Annotated in this window: 14 protein-coding genes and 1 pseudogene; 8 read left to right on the plus strand and 7 right to left on the minus strand. The window is 70.8% G+C overall.

Features of this window, described 5'->3' with window-relative positions; all coding sequences use genetic code 11:
* The first annotated feature begins 18 nt into the window (after positions 1-18).
* Together BN1197_RS05905 and BN1197_RS05910 are read left to right on the plus strand one after the other, a co-directional pair.
* Positions 19-1,221, plus strand: a complete 1,203-nt coding sequence (locus tag BN1197_RS05905) for an N-acetylglucosamine-6-phosphate deacetylase (protein WP_040157102.1) — start codon at positions 19-21, stop codon at positions 1,219-1,221.
* Positions 1,222-1,257: 36 nt separating this feature from the next.
* Positions 1,258-2,118 (plus strand): HAD family hydrolase, encoded by an 861-nt coding sequence (locus tag BN1197_RS05910; protein ID WP_040157104.1) that lies wholly within the window; start codon positions 1,258-1,260, stop codon positions 2,116-2,118.
* Between the two features lie 48 nt (positions 2,119-2,166).
* Here BN1197_RS05910 and BN1197_RS05915 read toward each other — a convergent pair whose 3' ends face one another.
* The 3 genes from BN1197_RS05915 to BN1197_RS05925 form a co-directional block, all read right to left on the minus strand.
* Entirely contained in the window at positions 2,167-2,838 is a 672-nt protein-coding gene (locus tag BN1197_RS05915) for a class I SAM-dependent methyltransferase (RefSeq protein ID WP_245851836.1), read from the minus strand.
* Positions 2,839-2,855: 17 nt separating this feature from the next.
* Positions 2,856-3,839: a hypothetical protein gene (locus BN1197_RS05920; RefSeq protein ID WP_040157108.1), complete on the minus strand. Its 984-nt coding sequence runs from the start codon at positions 3,837-3,839 to the stop codon at positions 2,856-2,858.
* Positions 3,840-3,947: 108 nt separating this feature from the next.
* Positions 3,948-4,757: a serine hydrolase domain-containing protein gene (locus BN1197_RS05925; RefSeq protein ID WP_040157110.1), complete on the minus strand. Its 810-nt coding sequence runs from the start codon at positions 4,755-4,757 to the stop codon at positions 3,948-3,950.
* A gap of 247 nt (positions 4,758-5,004) precedes the next feature.
* On the opposite strand from BN1197_RS05925, the gene BN1197_RS05930 reads away from it, so the two are divergent.
* The 3 genes from BN1197_RS05930 to BN1197_RS05940 are packed head-to-tail and all read left to right on the plus strand — an operon-like array spanning position 5,005 to position 8,098.
* Positions 5,005-6,327: an ABC transporter substrate-binding protein gene (locus BN1197_RS05930; protein WP_040157111.1), complete on the plus strand. Its 1,323-nt coding sequence runs from the start codon at positions 5,005-5,007 to the stop codon at positions 6,325-6,327.
* Between the two features lie 11 nt (positions 6,328-6,338).
* Positions 6,339-7,259, plus strand: coding sequence for a carbohydrate ABC transporter permease (locus tag BN1197_RS05935; RefSeq protein ID WP_082043678.1), 921 nt, complete (start codon positions 6,339-6,341; stop codon positions 7,257-7,259).
* Entirely contained in the window at positions 7,256-8,098 is an 843-nt protein-coding gene (locus tag BN1197_RS05940; protein WP_040157113.1) for a carbohydrate ABC transporter permease, read from the plus strand. The genes BN1197_RS05935 and BN1197_RS05940 overlap by 4 nt, the downstream gene beginning before the upstream one ends.
* 15 nt (positions 8,099-8,113) lie before the next feature.
* Here BN1197_RS05940 and serA read toward each other — a convergent pair.
* A pseudogene (gene serA, locus BN1197_RS05945) lies at positions 8,114-9,337 on the minus strand (phosphoglycerate dehydrogenase); the annotation flags it as partial.
* Positions 9,338-9,472: 135 nt separating this feature from the next.
* Between serA and BN1197_RS05950 the strand changes: the two are divergent.
* Positions 9,473-10,051: a DUF4870 domain-containing protein gene (locus BN1197_RS05950; RefSeq protein WP_245851837.1), complete on the plus strand. Its 579-nt coding sequence runs from the start codon at positions 9,473-9,475 to the stop codon at positions 10,049-10,051.
* 164 nt (positions 10,052-10,215) lie between these two features.
* A complete protein-coding gene (locus BN1197_RS05955) occupies positions 10,216-11,316 on the plus strand; it encodes an acyltransferase family protein (protein ID WP_052466075.1) in 1,101 nt (366 codons plus the stop codon).
* A gap of 4 nt (positions 11,317-11,320) precedes the next feature.
* Here BN1197_RS05955 and BN1197_RS05960 read toward each other — a convergent pair whose 3' ends face one another.
* Positions 11,321-11,965 (minus strand): LON peptidase substrate-binding domain-containing protein, encoded by a 645-nt coding sequence (locus BN1197_RS05960; RefSeq protein ID WP_052466076.1) that lies wholly within the window; start codon positions 11,963-11,965, stop codon positions 11,321-11,323.
* A gap of 134 nt (positions 11,966-12,099) precedes the next feature.
* Between BN1197_RS05960 and BN1197_RS05965 the strand changes: the two genes are divergently transcribed.
* A complete protein-coding gene (locus tag BN1197_RS05965; RefSeq protein ID WP_040157117.1) occupies positions 12,100-13,521 on the plus strand; it encodes a sodium:proton antiporter in 1,422 nt (473 codons plus the stop codon).
* A gap of 118 nt (positions 13,522-13,639) precedes the next feature.
* Here BN1197_RS05965 and BN1197_RS05970 read toward each other — a convergent pair whose 3' ends face one another.
* A complete protein-coding gene (locus BN1197_RS05970) occupies positions 13,640-15,214 on the minus strand; it encodes a DEAD/DEAH box helicase (RefSeq protein WP_040157118.1) in 1,575 nt (524 codons plus the stop codon).
* A gap of 186 nt (positions 15,215-15,400) precedes the next feature.
* Positions 15,401-16,141: an AraC family transcriptional regulator gene (locus BN1197_RS05975; protein WP_040157120.1), complete on the minus strand. Its 741-nt coding sequence runs from the start codon at positions 16,139-16,141 to the stop codon at positions 15,401-15,403.
* Between the last annotated feature and the right edge of the window lie 25 nt (positions 16,142-16,166).

A 16,166-nucleotide genomic window follows, 5' to 3' on the forward strand; every position in this document is an offset into this window, starting at 1 on the left:
CGATCTCCAGGGGGAGCCGTGACGTTGTCCACTGCCATCAAGGGGCGGTTTGTTCTGGCGGACGGCGTGCACCGGGGCGTGGTCTCCATCGCCGGAGACCGCATCGGCTCGGTCACTCCCGGCGCGGTCGGCTCGATCGCGCCCGGAGGCCTCGAGCAGTTCGACGACGACCACGTCATCGTCCCGGGGTTCGTCGATCTGCACTGTCACGGCGCTGCCGGCGGTGAGTACGGCGTCGGCGTCGATCCGGCGCGCAGAGCGTCGGCGTACCACCTCGCGCACGGGTCGACGACCCAGGTGGCGAGCCTCGTCTCGAACGTCCCGCAGGTTCTCGAACGGGGCGTCCGCGAGTGCGCCGAGCTCGTCGCCGACGGCACCCTCGCCGGCATCCACCTCGAGGGCCCGTTCCTCTCGACGGTGCGCTGCGGTGCGCAGAACCCCGCAGTGCTCACCGACGTCGATCCCCGGCTCGTCGAGGCCCTCGTCGAGGCGTGTGCGCAGGCCGGGGTACCCGACGCGATCGTGCAGTGGACGTACGCGCCCGAACGCGACCTCGAGGGTGTCTTCCCGCGATGTCTCGCCGACGCGGGCATCCTCCCGGCCATCGGGCACACCGACGCCGACGCCGTGACCACCCGAATCGCCATGGAGGTGTGCGTCGCCCAGGCCGAACGGGTCCGTGGCGGGCGCCCCCTCGTGACACACCTGTTCAACGGGATGCCCTCGCTGCACCACCGCAGCCCCGGGCCCGTCGCGGCCACGATCGCCGCCGCGGCGAGCGGGAGCGCCGTGGCGGAGGTGATCTCCGACGGTCAGCACCTCGACGCCGAGACGGTCCGGTTCGTGTTCGACACCGTCGGCGCGGGCTCGATCGCCCTCATCACCGACGCGATGGCCGCGTGCGGCATGCCCGACGGTGCGTACTCCCTCGGGGGCCAGGACGTCGAGGTCGCCCACGGGGCAGCGCGGCTCGTGCACGGCGAAGGGCTGGCCGGCTCGATCGCGCCCCTCGTCGACTGCCTGCGCTTCGCGGTGCGGCAGGCCGGCATCCCGTTGCACGAGGCCGCCCGGGCCGCGAGTGCGACCCCGGCCTCGGTGCTCGGGATCGACGACCACGTCGGCAGTATCGAGCCGGGCAAGCTCGCCGACCTCGTCGTGCTCGACGGCGATCTGCGGGTCGTGCGGGTCATGCGCCGCGGCGCCTGGGTCGACGCCGCCTGATCCGGCCCCGTCGCCGAGACCGCCTACCCTGGGTCGATGAACGCGTCGAGGCCGAGGTTGATCGCCACCGATCTCGACGGCACGCTGCTCGACCCGCGCGGGCTGGTCACCGACTTCACCCGTGAGGTGCTCTCGCGGGTCTGGGAGAGCGGCGTGGAGACCCTCTTCGTCACCGCCCGGCCGCCGCGCTGGATCGACGCACTCGCCGATGCGGTCGGCGGCCACGGTTACGCGATCTGTGCGAACGGCGCGTTCCTCTACGACGTGAACGAGCGTGAGGTCGTGCAGTCGAACCTCATCGACGTCGAGGCCGTTCGCGCCATCGTCGACGACCTGCGGCGGGCCATCCCGCGGGTCGGTTTTGCCGTCGAGCACGCCCGCGGCATGCACCGCGAGCACGCGTACGGCCCGGTGGATCCGAGGCTTGCCGGCCGCAGTGCGACGAGTGGACCCTTCGACGCCGCCGACGTCTCCGCCCTCCCGGGGGTGGGAAAGCTGCTCGCGCGGATCCCGACCGACGAGGGCGACGACATGCCGGGGTCGGTGCGCGAGACCGCCGAGGGACTCGCGTTCATCGCGCGGGTGCGGGAGATCGTCGGTGACCGCGCCGTCGTCAACTACTCCGGTGCGTGCGGGCTCGCCGAGATCGGCCCCTCCGGCGTGAGCAAGGCGAGCGCGCTGGCCACGTGGTGCGACGGGCGCGGCATCACCCCCGGCGAGGTCTGGGCCTTCGGCGACATGCCCAACGACATCCCGATGCTCACGTGGGCCGGGCGCTCGTTCGCCGTCGCGGGCTCCCCACCCGAGGTGCGCGAGGCCGCCACCGACACCTGTGGCCCCAACGACGCCGACGGCGTGGCCCGTGCGCTGCTGCGCCTGCTCGACCGAGACGGCTGAGACAGCGGGCCGGTGTGGCGTGGCGGGCCGGTGCGTGATCGGGGCTGATCACCCGGGAACCTGCCACTCGATCGTGTGTCGAAACCCCAAGCGTCGGCGCATCCGCGCCCCCGGGAGCATCGTCTCGACGAGCGCGCGGAGTTCGTCGAACGGCATCGTCGGCTCGGCGACGGGAAACGGATCGACCGGCGGCCCGGCCGTGCTCGGGCGCGGGTGTCTGATGAGGCCGATGACGGGGTTGGTGACGGCGGACGCGAGGTCCCACGCGTGGTCCCGCACCGTCGCCGGGGGTGCGAGGCCGACGACGAGGAGCCGGCCGCCGGGCGCGAGCAGACGTCTGACCTGCGTCAACGCGTCTGCCGCGTCGAGGTGATGCAGGACCGCGACCATCGTCACGAGGTCGAACGCCCGCGGTGGCGCCGGCCGGCCGTCGGGCGCCCGACCGGTTCCGAGGTGCTCGAGCGACAGGTCGACGATCGTGACGTTGGCCAGGTCCGCGCAGCGTCGGGCCGCGTCGCGTCGCATCTGCGGATCGGCGTCCACTCCGACGACCTCGTCGAAGTGGGGCGACAGCACGGCCGCCAACCCACCCTGACCACAGCCGACGTCGAGGGCGGCCCGTCGGCGTCGCGGCAACCGCGAGACGATCCACGGGTGGAAGTGATCGTTGTGGCTCCACGGGTGCCGGTCGTTGAACGCGCGCAGGGCACGCCCGGCCACGCGCCTGCCCGTCACACTCACGGCCAGGTGCCGACCTGACCGTGGTTGGCGATGTCGGTGCCGGAGCCGTTGCGGTTGTCGCGGTCGACGTAGAGGCGCACCGAGCGGCCGACGCGGGCGAGGACGGGAGTCTCGTGCGTGACCCGGGCCTTCGCGCCGGAGCCGGTGACGCAGACGCCGGCGTCGAGGTGGGAGACGCCGCCCCAGCCGCGGGAGGCGAGGGTCCTCGTGGTGACGCGGGGATTGATCTTGCGGGGAACGGTGTACTCGCGCAGTCGCGCACCGTCGAGACCGATGAGGACGTCGGCGCGCACGCCGCGCACCGTCGTCTCCCTCGTCCACGTGAGAGCCCGGACGCCGCCGAAACCCGCGGTCGCGGCGTGCGGGCCGGTGCGCACGACGAGGTCGTTCTTGGCGTCGGCGCGGAGCGTGTAGCGATTGAGCCGGGTGCCGAGCACGGCGAAGAGGTACGGAGCGGCGTCGGTACCCGGGAGCGCCAGGTCTCGCACGCCGTTCCAGCCGTGGCCGATCCGGACGGGCTTGTCGGCTCTCCACGCGGGGGTGGTCTCTGCGGTTGCCACCGCCCGGGCACCGGGCGCGAGGTCGTTCGGGCCGACCACCCCGCCGACTCCCGACACACGCGCGCGTACCGACTGCAGCGTCCCGTCACGCAGAACGACGAGGGAGGTCATCGTCGCCTCGTCCCCGTCGACGCCGAAGCGTGCGGGCTCGACGAACCGCGGCGCGGGGGAGATCGCCCACCCGGCGTACGGCACCTTCTCGAACCGGCCCTCGCCGAAGACGGCCGCGGTCACGACACCCGACGGGTTCGTGCCCGTGAACTCCGCCAGACAGGTGCGGGGGAGCTTCGCGGCTGCACCCGGCGCCGACGGCCGGGCCGGAGCCGACCTGGGCGTGGAAGTGGCGGTGGCGGGCGCGGTGCCGGTGGCCACAACGGCGGCGAGAGCGATGCCCGTCGTGAGTACGCGTCGGCGAGTCATCGGATCCCCCTGGGGGTCTTGAAGGTCATCGGAGATGAACGGCGGTGGGAGGCAGTGAGTTTCAGGGTACGGCGTGCGCGGGCCCCGAGGTGGGTGTCGTGCGCACCCTCAGGCGTACTCGGCCAGCACGGCCGAGGACAGCGGCGGCCACGCCGTCACGGCCCATTCGCCGAACTTCGTGTCCGAGAGGCTGACACAGGCGACGCCGGCGTCGGGGTCGACCCAGAGGAAGCTGCCCGACTGACCGAAGTGCCCGAACGTGCGTGGGGAGTTCTCCGGCGCCGTCCAGTGCGGGGACTTCTCGGCGCGGATCTCGCACCCGAGTCCCCAGTCGTTGGGGCGTTGCGCGCCGTAACCCGGCAGCACCCCGGCGAGACCGGGGAACGCGAGGGTGGAGGCGAGGTCGACGGCCTCCGCCATGAGCAGTCGCGGCGACAGCAGTTCGGTGGCCAGGGCCGCGAGATCGCCGATGGAGCCGACCATGCCGTGGGCGGGCGGCCCCTCGAGCCGGGTGTCGTGCATGTCGAGCAGTTCGAGGACGCGGTCGTTCAGCTCGTCGGTGAAGGGTCGCCCGGTCGCGGCACAGAGGTGCTCGGCGGCCAGGTCGATGCCGCGGTTGGAGTAGATGCGCCGGTCGCCGACGGGGGCGAGCACCGTGTCGGAGTCCGGAGAGAGCCCGGAGGCGTGCGAGAGCAGGTGGCGCAGCGTCGATTCCGATGGCCCGACCTCGTCGTCGAGGTCGATGACGCCCTCGAGGCATCCGTCGAGCACGGTCAGCGCGGAGGCGATCTTGGTCACGGAGGCCCACGGGTAGGTGCCGCCGGCGTCGAGCACGTCGACGACGCCCTTCTCCCGGGTGACGACGGCGACGCTCGCGGCGCCCACGGGCCAGTCCTTCACCAGCTCGGACAGGTTCACGGTTCCTCCTCGTCGGTGGTTGGCGATCATTCTCGCCGCCGGCCCCGGGCTCACCCGGCGGCGGGGGTACCGTGACGAGGTCACGATGCGGTATCGGCTCGCCGGTCATCGTGTGCTCCTCGGGTGGGTTGCCGAGCGGAAGAGAGCGAACCTGATTGAATCAAGACCCCCTGGATGAAACACGAGACGAGGCAGGCCCCCTGAGCAGTTCCCCCACCCGCTTCGTCACACCCCCGAGGATGCGCCCATGACTACCTCAGCCCCGCACGGACCCGAACTGAGCCGACGCACGCTTCTCGGTCTCACCGGCGGTCTAGGGGCTGCGTTCGCGCTGGCGGCCTGTGGAAGCAACACGGGGCGTCCGACGACGGGCCCGGCGCCCACGGGCCGGTCGTCCGGGGTCGGGGTCACGCTCGAGCAGTGGTACCACCAGTACGGCGAGGCCGGCACCCAGCAGGCCGTGGAGCAGTACGCCTCCGCCTATCCGGGCGCGGCGGTCAACGTCACGTGGAAGCCGGGGGACTACGACCAGACGGTCGGGGCCACCCTGCTCACCGACGGCGCTCCCGATGTCTTCGAGTACGCCAACGGGCCGACCATCGACATGATCCGCAGCGGGCAGGTCGTCGATCTGACCGACGTGTTCGGTCCGGCCCTGGCCGATTTCAATCCGGCGCTCATCAAGCGCCTCACCTACGACGGCAAGGTCTGGGCCGTGCCGCAGGTCGTCGACACGCAGTTGCTCGTGTATCGCAAGTCGATGCTCAACAAGGCCGGCGTCGCTCCACCCACGACGATCGACGAACTCGTGGACGCCGCAGGCAGGCTCACCTCCGGCAAGGTCAAGGGGTTGTTCCTCGGCAACGACGGCGGGGCGGGCCTCATGGGCGGGCCGATGCTGCGCTCGGCCGGCTTCGACTACCTCACCGACGCCGGCACGTTCGGCTTCGACGATCCCCGCGCGGCCACGGCGCTCGGCACGCTGCGCACCCTGTTCACGAGCGGCCACCTCCTCCTGGGCGCCCCGGTCGACTGGTTCGCGGCCGATGCCCTCATCCACGGCCTCACCGCGATGCAGTTCACCGGCCTGTGGACGTTCCCCGAGATCGCCAAGGCCCTCGGTGACGACTTCGGCGTCCTGCCCTGGCCGGCGATGACCGGCGGAGCCCCCAACGTGCCGGTCGGCGCGTACGGCTCGTGCGTCAGCGCCCACGGCAAGAACGTCGATGCCGCACGCGAGTTCGTCAAGTGGCTCTGGGTCGACAGCACCGACAAGCAACTCGACTTCGCCACCGGTTACGGCCTGCACATCCCCGCCCGGCAGAGCCTGGCCGCCCAGGCGACGGCCCTGCGGCAGGGGCCCGCCGCCGAGGCGGTGACCATCGCGCAACGGCATGGGTTCCCCCAGAACCACCTGCTGTGGACCCCGCGGAGCACGACGGCGTTCAACGACATGATGTCGCGCATCGTCAAGGACGGCGCCGACCCGGGACGCGAGATCACGGCCCTCAAGAAGATCGTCGACGGGCAACTCGCCGACCTCGGCAGGACGAGTCCGGCGACGGGGTGAACGCACAGCCGGTGTCCCGACCGCGCAGCCTCTCTCGCCGGCTGCGCGGTACCCAGGACCGCAACGTGTGGTTCTGGGTCTTCGTCGGGCCCTTCTTCGCCGGGCTGCTGCTCTTCACCTACGTGCCCATCGCGTGGAGTCTGTGGCTGAGCTTCTTCGATTCCGTCAACACCGTGACCCCCACCCGCTTCGTCGGGCTGCGCAATTACACCGACATGCTCGGCGACGCGGCGTTCGTCTCCTCGCTGCGCACGTTCGTCGTGTTCGCGGCGTTCATCGTGCCGACGACGTTCGCCCTCTCGCTCGCGATCGCGATGCTCGTCACCCGCGCCGGCCGGGCCCAGGGGTTCTTCCGCTCGGTCTTCTTTCTGCCCGCGGCGTGTTCGTACGTCGTCGCCGCCCTCGTGTGGAAGATGTCGCTCTTCTCGGGGGTGAGGTCCGGGTTCGCCAACACCGTGCTCGCGGGTTTCGGCGTCGAGGCCGTTCCGTGGCTGTCGGTGACGAGCCCGCCCTGGTACTGGCTCGTCATCGTCACCGCCCGGCTGTGGCTTCAGGTGGGGTTCTTCATGATCCTGTTCATCGCCGGGCTGCAGCGCATCGACCCCGCGCTTCACGAGGCCGCGGCCATCGACGGGGCCCAGGGGTGGACGATGTTCCGTCACATCACCCTGCCGTTGCTGCGACCGACCTCCGTGGCGGTGGTGTTCCTGCTCCTCGTCAACGCGTTCCAGGCGTTCGACGAGTTCTACAACATCCTCTCCACCTTCGACGGCTACCCCCCGTACGCGCGGCCACCGCTGGTCTACCTCTACTACGTGGCCCTGGGTCGCGGGCAGGACTTCGGCCACGGCAGCGCCGGGGCCGCCGTGCTCACGCTGACGATCGCGGTCGTCGCCGTCGTCGCGGGCCGCCTGACGAGGACGGAGTCATGATCGTCGGAGGCCGCCGCAGCCGGGTCCAGGGGGTCCTGCGCGCGATCGTGCTGCTCACCGGCGCGGTCGTCATGCTCCTGCCGTTCTATCTGCTCGTGCGCAACGCCCTCATGCATTCGGTCGATCTCACCGCGGCGGAATGGCATTGGCTGCCCCCGCGGTGGGCGTTCGACAACCTCGCGGGCCTGTTCACCGATCCCGCCGTGCCCTTCGGTCGTGCGCTCGCCAACACGATTCTCATCGCGGTGATCCAGACCCTCGGCGTGCTGCTCTTCTCGGGCCTCGCCGGGTACGGTCTCGCGCGCATCCCCTACCGGTGGAGCAACGTCGTGTTCGGCGTCATCACGGCCACGCTGCTCGTGCCCGCCGCCGTGACGTTCGTGCCCGCCTTCGTTCTCGTGAGCAGCCTGGGCTGGGTCTCGTCGTTGCGCGGACTCATCGTTCCCGGCCTCTTCCAGGCGCTCGCGACGTTCCTGTTCCGGCAGTACTTCTCGACCTTCCCCGTCGAGATCGAGGAGGCCGCCGCCATCGACGGTCTCGACGCGTGGAGCACGTTCTGGCGCATCGTCGTACCCAATTCCCTCGGGTTCGCGGGGGCGATCGGCACCATCACGTTCATCTCCACGTGGAACGCCTTTCTCTGGCCGCTGGTCATCGCCCAGGACCAGAGTGTGTGGACCGTGCAGATCGCCCTCTCGACCATGCTCACCGCGCAACGCGTCGACCTCGGCCACCTCTACATGGCCGGGCTCGTCTCGATTCTTCCCCTCATGCTCGTGTTCGTGCTGCTGCAACGCCTGCTCGTGCAGGGCGTCGAACGCACGGGCCTGGGGGAGTGACGCGGCGGGGACCGCTCAGATCACGCGCAGCCGGAGCGTCTCCGGCATGTCGCGCATGGCCTCGATCGCGGCGGTCGAGATGTCCTCGCTGACGTCGGTGACGACGTAGCCGTGGTCACCGCGGGTGGCGAGAAGCTGTCCGTCGATGTTGATGCCGTTCTCGGCGAGGACGGCGTTGATCGTCGCCATGACGCCCGGGATGTTGAGGTGGATGTGGGCCAGCCGCACGCCGCCGGGGGAGTGCGACAGGGTGAGCGTCGGGGCGTTGACGCTGAGCGTCGTCGTGCCGAGCGTCGTGTAGTCGCGCAGCTTGCCCGCCACGAACCGGCCGATGTCCTCCTGCGCCTCCTCGGTGGAACCGCCGACATGCGGGGTGAGCACGACGTTGGGAAGCCCCTGCAGGGGCGAGGAGAACGCCTCGCCGCGGCTCTTGGGCTCGTTGGGGAACACGTCCACGGCCGCGCCCGCGATGTGACCCGAGAGAAGGTTCTCCCGCAGGGCCTCGTAGTCGACGACGAATCCGCGCGAGAGGTTGAGGAACAGCGCGCGCGGCCGCATCCGGGCGAACTGGTCGGCACCGAAGAAGCCGGCGTTGCTCTCGGCCCCGTCGACGTGCAGGGTGACGCACTCGGCGATGTCGAGCAGCTCCTCCAGCGAGCCGCACCGGGTGGCGTTGCCGAGCGCGAGCTTGTCGGCGCGGTCGTAGAAGTACACGTCCATGCCCATCATCTCGGCGATGACCGACAACTGGCTGCCGATGTTGCCGTAGCCGACGATCCCGAGCTTGCGCCCGCGGATCTCGTGGCTGCCCTTGGCCCGCTTGTCCCAGACCCCGTCGTGGAGGTGGCGGTCCTTCTCGGTGAGGCGGCGCGCGAGCAGGATGATCTCGGCGATGACGAGCTCGACCACCGACCGGGTGTTGGAGAACGGCGCGTTGAAGACGGGCACGGCGAGGTCGGAGGCCGCGCGCAGGTCGATCTGGTTCGTGCCGATGCAGAACGCGCCCACCGCCAGCAACTGCGGGTTCTCCTCCAGGACGCGGCGCGTGACGTGCGTGGTCGACCTGATTCCGACGACGTCGACGTCCTTCAATGCCGCGGTGAGCTCGGCCTCGTCCAGCGCTCCCGCGCGGGATTCGACCTCGAACCCGGCCTCCTCCAAGGTGGTGGCCGCGATGGAGTGGATGTTCTCGAGCAGTAGCGCCTTCACACGCGCATGGTGCCACTTTCGCTCATTCCCACCCGAAGCGTGTCCATCTGCTGTACGGGCCGGCCCGCGGCGACTCCGGGACGCCCGGGGAACGCTCCGGGTCGTCCCCGATGCCAGGCCCCCGCTCGCGGCCATACGGTGGTGACAACCCATCGAGGAGGAGTCATGAGCCACCCGTCACAGGATCGACCCACCGATCGCCCCAGCGGCCGGCCCGACGACCGATTCGGCACGGCCGGCACGCCCGGCATGTCCAGGGCCGAGGGCCCGTGGAGCGCCGGGGCGCCCATCATCGGTGGGTCGCCGGAGCCCAGCGCCACCCACTACGGCCCGCAGAACGCGGGAGCGCCGCGGGGCGCGGCCTACCCGCCCGCCGGCTACGACGCGATCGACCCCACCGAGCGCTCGGTGGCGATCATCGCGCACCTCTCCACGCTCATCGCCCTGCTCGTCAGCGCCGGCTGGCTGACGTTCGTCGGGCCGCTCGTCATCTGGGCCATCTACAAGGACAAGAGCCCGTTCGTGCGGCAGGCCGCCGCGGGCGCGTTCAACTTCTCGCTCGCGTGCTGGGTGGCCGGGCTCGTGGCCTGGGTCGCGTTCTTCTCGGTCATCGGCATCCCGCTCGCGATCATCATCGGTCTCGCGCTGCTCGTCGTGACCATCCTCTTCCCGATCCTCGGCGCCGTCCGCGCCAACAACGGTGAGCGCTACCGGTACCCGTTCCAGATCCCCGTCCTGAACTGAGGCGGGCAGCCCCGCCCGCGGCCCCGCGGGGCCGCCCCCCGTCCGCCCCCTGCGTTCGCCGAAGGGGGCGGACGGCCGTCTTGCACGCTCGCCCAAACCTCCCGTAACGTCATGGTTGACGGAACCTCACGCAACGTGAGAGTCGTAGTTCTGGGGGAGGACGGATGGCGCTCGACCAACGGCAATCCGTGCGGGCGACGCCTGCGCGCACCGGCGCCACGCTGCTCGAGGCGTTCGACCCTCGCCGCAACAGCCTGACGATGATGCGGCTGGCCCTCGCCACGCTCGTGGCGCTCTCGCACGCCCTCGCGATCGGCTTCGGGTGGCAGCCGTTGTTCCGCGACGACCCGGTGCTCGGCCCCACCTACCTCGGCGACCTCGCCGTCGACGGGTTCTTCGTCATCAGCGGCTTTCTCGTGACGATGAGCTTTCTGCGCATCGGTGGAGTCGGGCGCTACCTGTGGCACCGCGTCGTGCGGATCATGCCCGCGTTCTGGGTCTGTCTCGTCGTGACGGCCGTCGTCGTCGCGCCCGCGCTGGCGTGGCTCGAGGGCCGGCCACCGGGCTCGGTGTTCCCCGAGGCCTTCGACTACATCACCCGCAACGCCGCCCTCCACATGTTCGTCTTCGACGTGGCCGGGCTCCCCACCCGCACTCACGTGCCGTACGTCGTCAACGGCGCGCTGTGGACGCTGTTCTACGAGTTCGTCTGCTACCTGGGTGTCGTGGCGCTCGGCGTGACCGGGGCCCTGACCCGACGGCGGTGGCTGCTGCTCGCCGGCATCGGGGTGCTGTGGGCCGCGACGATCGTCGCCGCCGCCGGCGTGGACCTGCCGATGACGCAGATGCGCCGGCTCGCGTTCTGCTTCCTGCTCGGCGCCGCGGGCTACGTGTACGCGGGCCGGGTCCGGGTCGACGGGAGGCTCGCGTTGGTCGCCGTCGCGGTGCTCGCTCTCGCGCTCGCGCTGCTACCGGACTACCGCGCGGCCGGCGCCCCGGCCTTCGCCTACCTGTGCCTGTGGGCCGTCGTGCGGCTGCCGTTGACGTGGAACCCGCGCACCGACCTGTCGTACGGCATGTACATCTTCCACTGGCCCATCGCTACCCTCCTCACGCTCGCCGGCGCCACGGCGTTCGGGGAGATCGCGTTCGTGCTGCTCGCGCTCGTCGGCGGCTGTCTGGCCGCGTTCGCCTCGTGGCACCTCGTCGAGTCACGGGCACTGGCCTACAAGTCGATGCCCGCGCCGTGGCGCCGCCCCGCCTGAGCACTCAGTTCGGGCTCAGTCGCGAGGAGGGGGCCACCGTCGCACTCCGCAGGCCAAGCACCTCGGCGAGTGCGCGTTCGCGACGGCAGAGCCGTCCCACGGCCTGCAGCCGCCTCGTCGCGTCACCCGCCTCGAGCACGGCCTGCTGCTCGGGACGCGGCAGCCCCAGCCCGTCGAGGGCCGACGCCGTGAGCTCGTACGGCTCGTAGGGCAGCCCGTCGACGTGGGCGCCGACGACCTCCGCGAACTCGAGGAACGCGGTCTCCGTGCGGTCTCGCAGACCCGTCGGCACGCTCTCCTGCTGCGGGTCGAGGTACTCGACGTCGGCGACGAGGTAGGGCGCCCGATCGTCGTGCACGCCCACGATGCGCACCCGGCGCCTGCTCGTCGTCTCGATCACGAGGTGGTCCTCGCGGCGGGTGACGGTGTCGAGGCCGACCGAGCATCCGACGTCGTAGAACACCGGCGCCGGCATGCCCACCTCGTTGCCGCGACGGATCGCGACCACCGCGAACAGACGCTGTTCGACCGCCTCGAGGCGCTCGAGGTGGGCGACCATCGCGACGTAACGGGGTTCGAAGATGCGCAGCGGAAGCCGGACGCCGGGAAGCAGCACCGTGCCGAGCGGAAACAGCGGCATGGAGTCCATGACGGCGACGCTACTCGGCGCCGCCCGCAACCCGCCGGTACAGCTCGCGCGACATCCGCCGGACGCGCTTCCGGCACCGAACGGTTCCGCCCTTATCGAACACTCGCGGCCGGACCGGGGGGTAGGGTCCGGCCATGACGTACCAGTGGTGGTCTCTGATCCCGTTCGTCCTCATGTTGGGCTCGATCGCGATCCTGCCGCTGGTGCCCGCCACCGCCCACCACTTCGAGAAGCCCGGCGTGCAGTTGGCGCTCGCCCTGATCCTCGGCGTGCCGGTCGCGCTCGCGGTGTGGTTCCTCGCGGACGACCCCAACCGGGTCGTTCACGCCCTCGTCGAGTACGTCCAGTTCATCACGTTGATCCTGTCGCTGTTCGTCGTCTCCGGCGCGATCTTCCTCGTCGGCGACATCAGAGCCACACCGGCCAACAACACGCTGTTCCTCGCCGTCGGCGGCGCGATCGCCTCGTTCATCGGCACCACCGGGGCGGCGATGCTGCTCATCCGACCTCTGCTGCGCACCAACTCCGAGCGCACCCTGCGAGCGCACACCGTGGTGTTCACGATCTTCATCGTCGCCAACTGCGGCGGTCTGCTCACCCCGCTCGGCGACCCGCCGCTCTTCCTCGGCATGCTCCGCGGGGTGCCGTTCACGTGGACCTTCCACCTCTTCCCCGAGTGGCTCTTCGTCAACGGCATGCTGCTGCTCACGTACTACTTCCTCGACCGCCGCATGTACGCCGAGGAGCCCGCGTCGGCGCTCGAGGCCGATGCCCGCGGGGTCGAGCCGCTCGGCCTGCGCGGCAAGCTCGCGCTGGTGTGGTTCGCGGTCATCGTCGCGGCCGTGGCGTTCCTGCCCTCGATCGACCTCCACCTCATCGAGATCGGTCAGGCCAAGCCGATCGACTGGGTGCCCGTGCGCGAACTCGTCATGCTCGCCGCCGCGGCCGCGTCGTACGTCATCGGCAACAAGTCGGTGCGGTTCGAGGACAACCAGTTCTCCTGGGGCCCGATCCTCGAGGTCGCCGCCCTGTTCATCGGCATCTTCCTCACGATGATCCCCGCGCTGAAGTACCTCGGCCAGGTCGCCCCGTCGCTGCCGCTCGACCGCGTCACGTTCTTCATCTTCAGCGGCGGACTGTCGGCGGTGCTCGACAACGCACCCACGTACGCCACGTTCTTCGAGATGGCTGCGCAACTGCCCGGCTATCCCCGCGTCGCGGGAGTGCCCGAGGTGTTCCTCGTCTCGATCAGCCTCGGCTCGGTCCTCTGCGGCGCCATCACCTACATCGGCAACGGACCCAACTTCATGGTCAAGTCCGTGGCCGAGAACCAGGGTGTTCCCATGCCGAGCTTCGGCGGCTACGTCGTGTGGTCGTTCCGCTACCTCGTGCCGATCCTCACCGCGATGGTGCTGATCTTCATCGCCGTCTCCTGGTGGGCACACGTCCTCGGCATCGCGCTGACCATCGGACTCATCGCCCGAGCGATCGTGACGAGCCGCAAGCATCGGACCGAGACCGCCGACGACACCGACAACTCCGTCGCGGCGGGGTGACGGTGGCGGGGGGCGATCGTCTCCCCGAGACCTCCGAAGCGGGGACCCTGACTCGCGGACTGCCGCCGCGCGCCTCGGATGTGCGGAGCGCAGCGGGCCTGGCGAGGAGTCGTCGGGCTCAGCGGCGGCGGCCGGCCTGCGAGCGCTCGGAGAACGCAGCAGCGCCTCCACCCGAACGGGTGGATCGACCCGCTCCGCCCGGGCGCCCCTCACGTCGGGGCGCGCCCGAACGGGGTGCCGACGCCGTCGAGCTTCCACTGCTTCCACTGCCCGAACCGCCCGAGGACGCAGCGGACTTCGCGCCCTTTCCGGATCCCTGAGTGCGACCCGCGCCACTCCCGCGGCCGGAACCACCACCGGAGCCACTGCCGCGGCTCGAGCGACGGCGCCGACCCTGACCGCGCGATCCTTCGTGGACCGCGCCTCGGTCGCGGGCGCCCTCGCCTCCTCGCCGATCGCCGACACGACCGGCGGACGACGCCGCGGGGGCGACAGCGGATGCGGCCGGCCGACTGATCCCCGTCGCCGCGCTTCCCTCGGGGGCGAGTTCGACGAGCAGGGGGTGGGCGGGGTCGACGCGAGTCGTCGTGGGACGGATGCCGGCGGCCTTGGTGAGCTGCCGGACGTCCTTGGTCTGCGCATCGGTCATGAGGGTGACCACGGTGCCTGCGGCTCCCGCCCGAGCGGTGCGACCGGAGCGGTGCAGGTAGGCCTTGTGCTCGACGGGCGGGTCGGCGTGGACGACGAGGCCGACGTCGTCGACGTGGATTCCGCGGGCGGCGATGTCGGTGGCCACGAGCGTCGTCACCTCGCCGGAGTGGAACGCGTCGAGGTTGCGCACCCGGGCGTTCTGCCCGAGGTTGCCGTGCAGTTCGACAGCCGGTACGCCGAGCCCGTTGAGCTGCTTGGCGAGCTTCTTGGCTCCGTACTTCGTGCGGGTGAACACCACCGTGCGGGCGTCGCCGCCGGTGAGGCCGGCGACGATATGCAGACGGTCCTCGGGCGCGATGTGCAGGACGTGGTGCTCCATCGACGACACCGGCGACTGCGCCGAGTCCGCGTGGTGGGTGACCGGATCGTGCAGGAACCGGTCGGCGATGACCCCGACGCCCGTGTCGAGCGTCGCGGAGAACAGCAGCCTCTGCCCGTTCTGGGGCGTCGCGGCCAGCAGCCGCTTGACGCCGGGCAGGAAGCCGAGGTCGGCCATGTGGTCGGCCTCGTCGAGCACGGTGATCTCGACGGCGTCGAGGCGGCAGTGTCCCTGCCCGATGAGGTCCTCGAGGCGTCCGGGGCAGGCGACGAGGACGTCGACGCCGCGTGCCAGGCCCTGGACCTGCGGGTTCTGTCCGACCCCGCCGAAGACGAGCAACGTGCGCAATCCCACGGCCTTCGCCAGCGGTGCGAGGGAGGCCTCGACCTGACGAGCGAGTTCGCGGGTGGGCACGAGGATCAACGATCGCGGCTGCTTCGGTCGCCGCTTGATGCTCGACGCGGCGAGTCGCGCGACGAGCGGCAGGAGGAATGCGTACGTCTTGCCCGATCCGGTGCGTCCGCGTCCGAGCACGTCACGGCCGGCGAGAGAGTCGGGCAGGGTCGCCGCCTGGATCGGCGTGGGGGTGGTGATGCCCAGGTCGTCGAGTACGGAGACGAGGGCGGTGGGCACGCCGAGGCGCGCGAAATCAGAGGTGTTCAAGAAGGTCCTTCGTTGACAGGTCCCGCACGGCCGGCGCCCACACGAGCCCGGGGGGCTGCGACGGCCGGCGGCCACCGTGGCCGCCCGGTCCGTGGCGGGGTCGTACGGACCGACTGAGGTGTCAACCGTACGGCATCGGCGCTGATTCCCGCGTCTTGAGTGTCGGCGTCGGGTGGCGGGCACGTCTCAACGCCGCGCGCTGCGCCGGAATCGGGTGGGGGTGAGCCCGGTGAGACGCGCGAAGGTGCGGCTGAACGCGGCCTGGTCGTAGAAGCCGCAGTCCGAGGCGATGCGGGCGATGGGGTCGTCGGTGTCGACGAGCAGCTGGGCCGCGAGCTCCATGCGGGTGGTGAGCACGAGTTGCAGTGGGCTTCGGTGGAAGACCCGACGGGTGCGACGTTCGAGGGTGTCGACGCTGCAGCCGGCGATCTCGGCGAGTTCGGAGATGCGGATCTGTTGGTCGATGTTCTCGGAGATGTGCTCGACGACCCGGGTGAGCGAGGTCATGGCCGGGTCGTCGACGGCGTCGGCCCCGACGTCCTGGGACAGCGACGCGAGCCCGACGATGCGATCGCCGGCGCGCAGGGGGACCTTGTTCGTGAGGAACCAGCGCGGACGCCCTCCCCGCGGGCTGATGAGCTCGAGTTCGTGCCGCAACGTGCGTCCGTGCTCGATGACCGCGGCGTCCTGCGTCTCGTAGCGCTCGGCGAGTTCGGGCACGAAGAGTTCCGCGGCCGTACGCCCGAGCACGTCCCGCCGGGAGCGTTTGCCGGCTCGGTGCACGAACGTCGTGTTGACCGCGACGTACCGGCCGTCGGCGTTCTTGACGCAGAACATCGTCGTCGTCAGGTCGTCGAGCAACGCGAGCATCGCCTCCGACATCGCGGCCCGCAGCTCGGGTGTGAGCAGATTCGGCTCGGTGCTCACCGGATCACCGCTCGCGCGCGTCCGC

Source organism: Mobilicoccus massiliensis (assembly GCF_000826525.2).
Lineage (GTDB): Bacteria > Actinomycetota > Actinomycetes > Actinomycetales > Dermatophilaceae > Mobilicoccus > Mobilicoccus massiliensis.

Bases quoted from the DNA above. Each gene is read 5' to 3' on its own strand.
- BN1197_RS05910 (WP_040157104.1), top strand. From the start codon at position 1,258: ATGAACGCGTCGAGGCCGAGGTTGATCGCCACCGATCTCGACGGCACG.
- BN1197_RS05920 (WP_040157108.1), bottom strand. From the start codon at position 3,839: ATGACTCGCCGACGCGTACTCACGACGGGCATCGCTCTCGCCGCCGTT.
- BN1197_RS05930 (WP_040157111.1), top strand. From the start codon at position 5,005: ATGACTACCTCAGCCCCGCACGGACCCGAACTGAGCCGACGCACGCTT.
- BN1197_RS05940 (WP_040157113.1), top strand. From the start codon at position 7,256: ATGATCGTCGGAGGCCGCCGCAGCCGGGTCCAGGGGGTCCTGCGCGCG.
- BN1197_RS05950 (WP_245851837.1), top strand. From the start codon at position 9,473: ATGAGCCACCCGTCACAGGATCGACCCACCGATCGCCCCAGCGGCCGG.
- BN1197_RS05955 (WP_052466075.1), top strand. From the start codon at position 10,216: ATGGCGCTCGACCAACGGCAATCCGTGCGGGCGACGCCTGCGCGCACC.
- BN1197_RS05960 (WP_052466076.1), bottom strand. From the start codon at position 11,965: ATGGACTCCATGCCGCTGTTTCCGCTCGGCACGGTGCTGCTTCCCGGC.
- BN1197_RS05965 (WP_040157117.1), top strand. From the start codon at position 12,100: ATGACGTACCAGTGGTGGTCTCTGATCCCGTTCGTCCTCATGTTGGGC.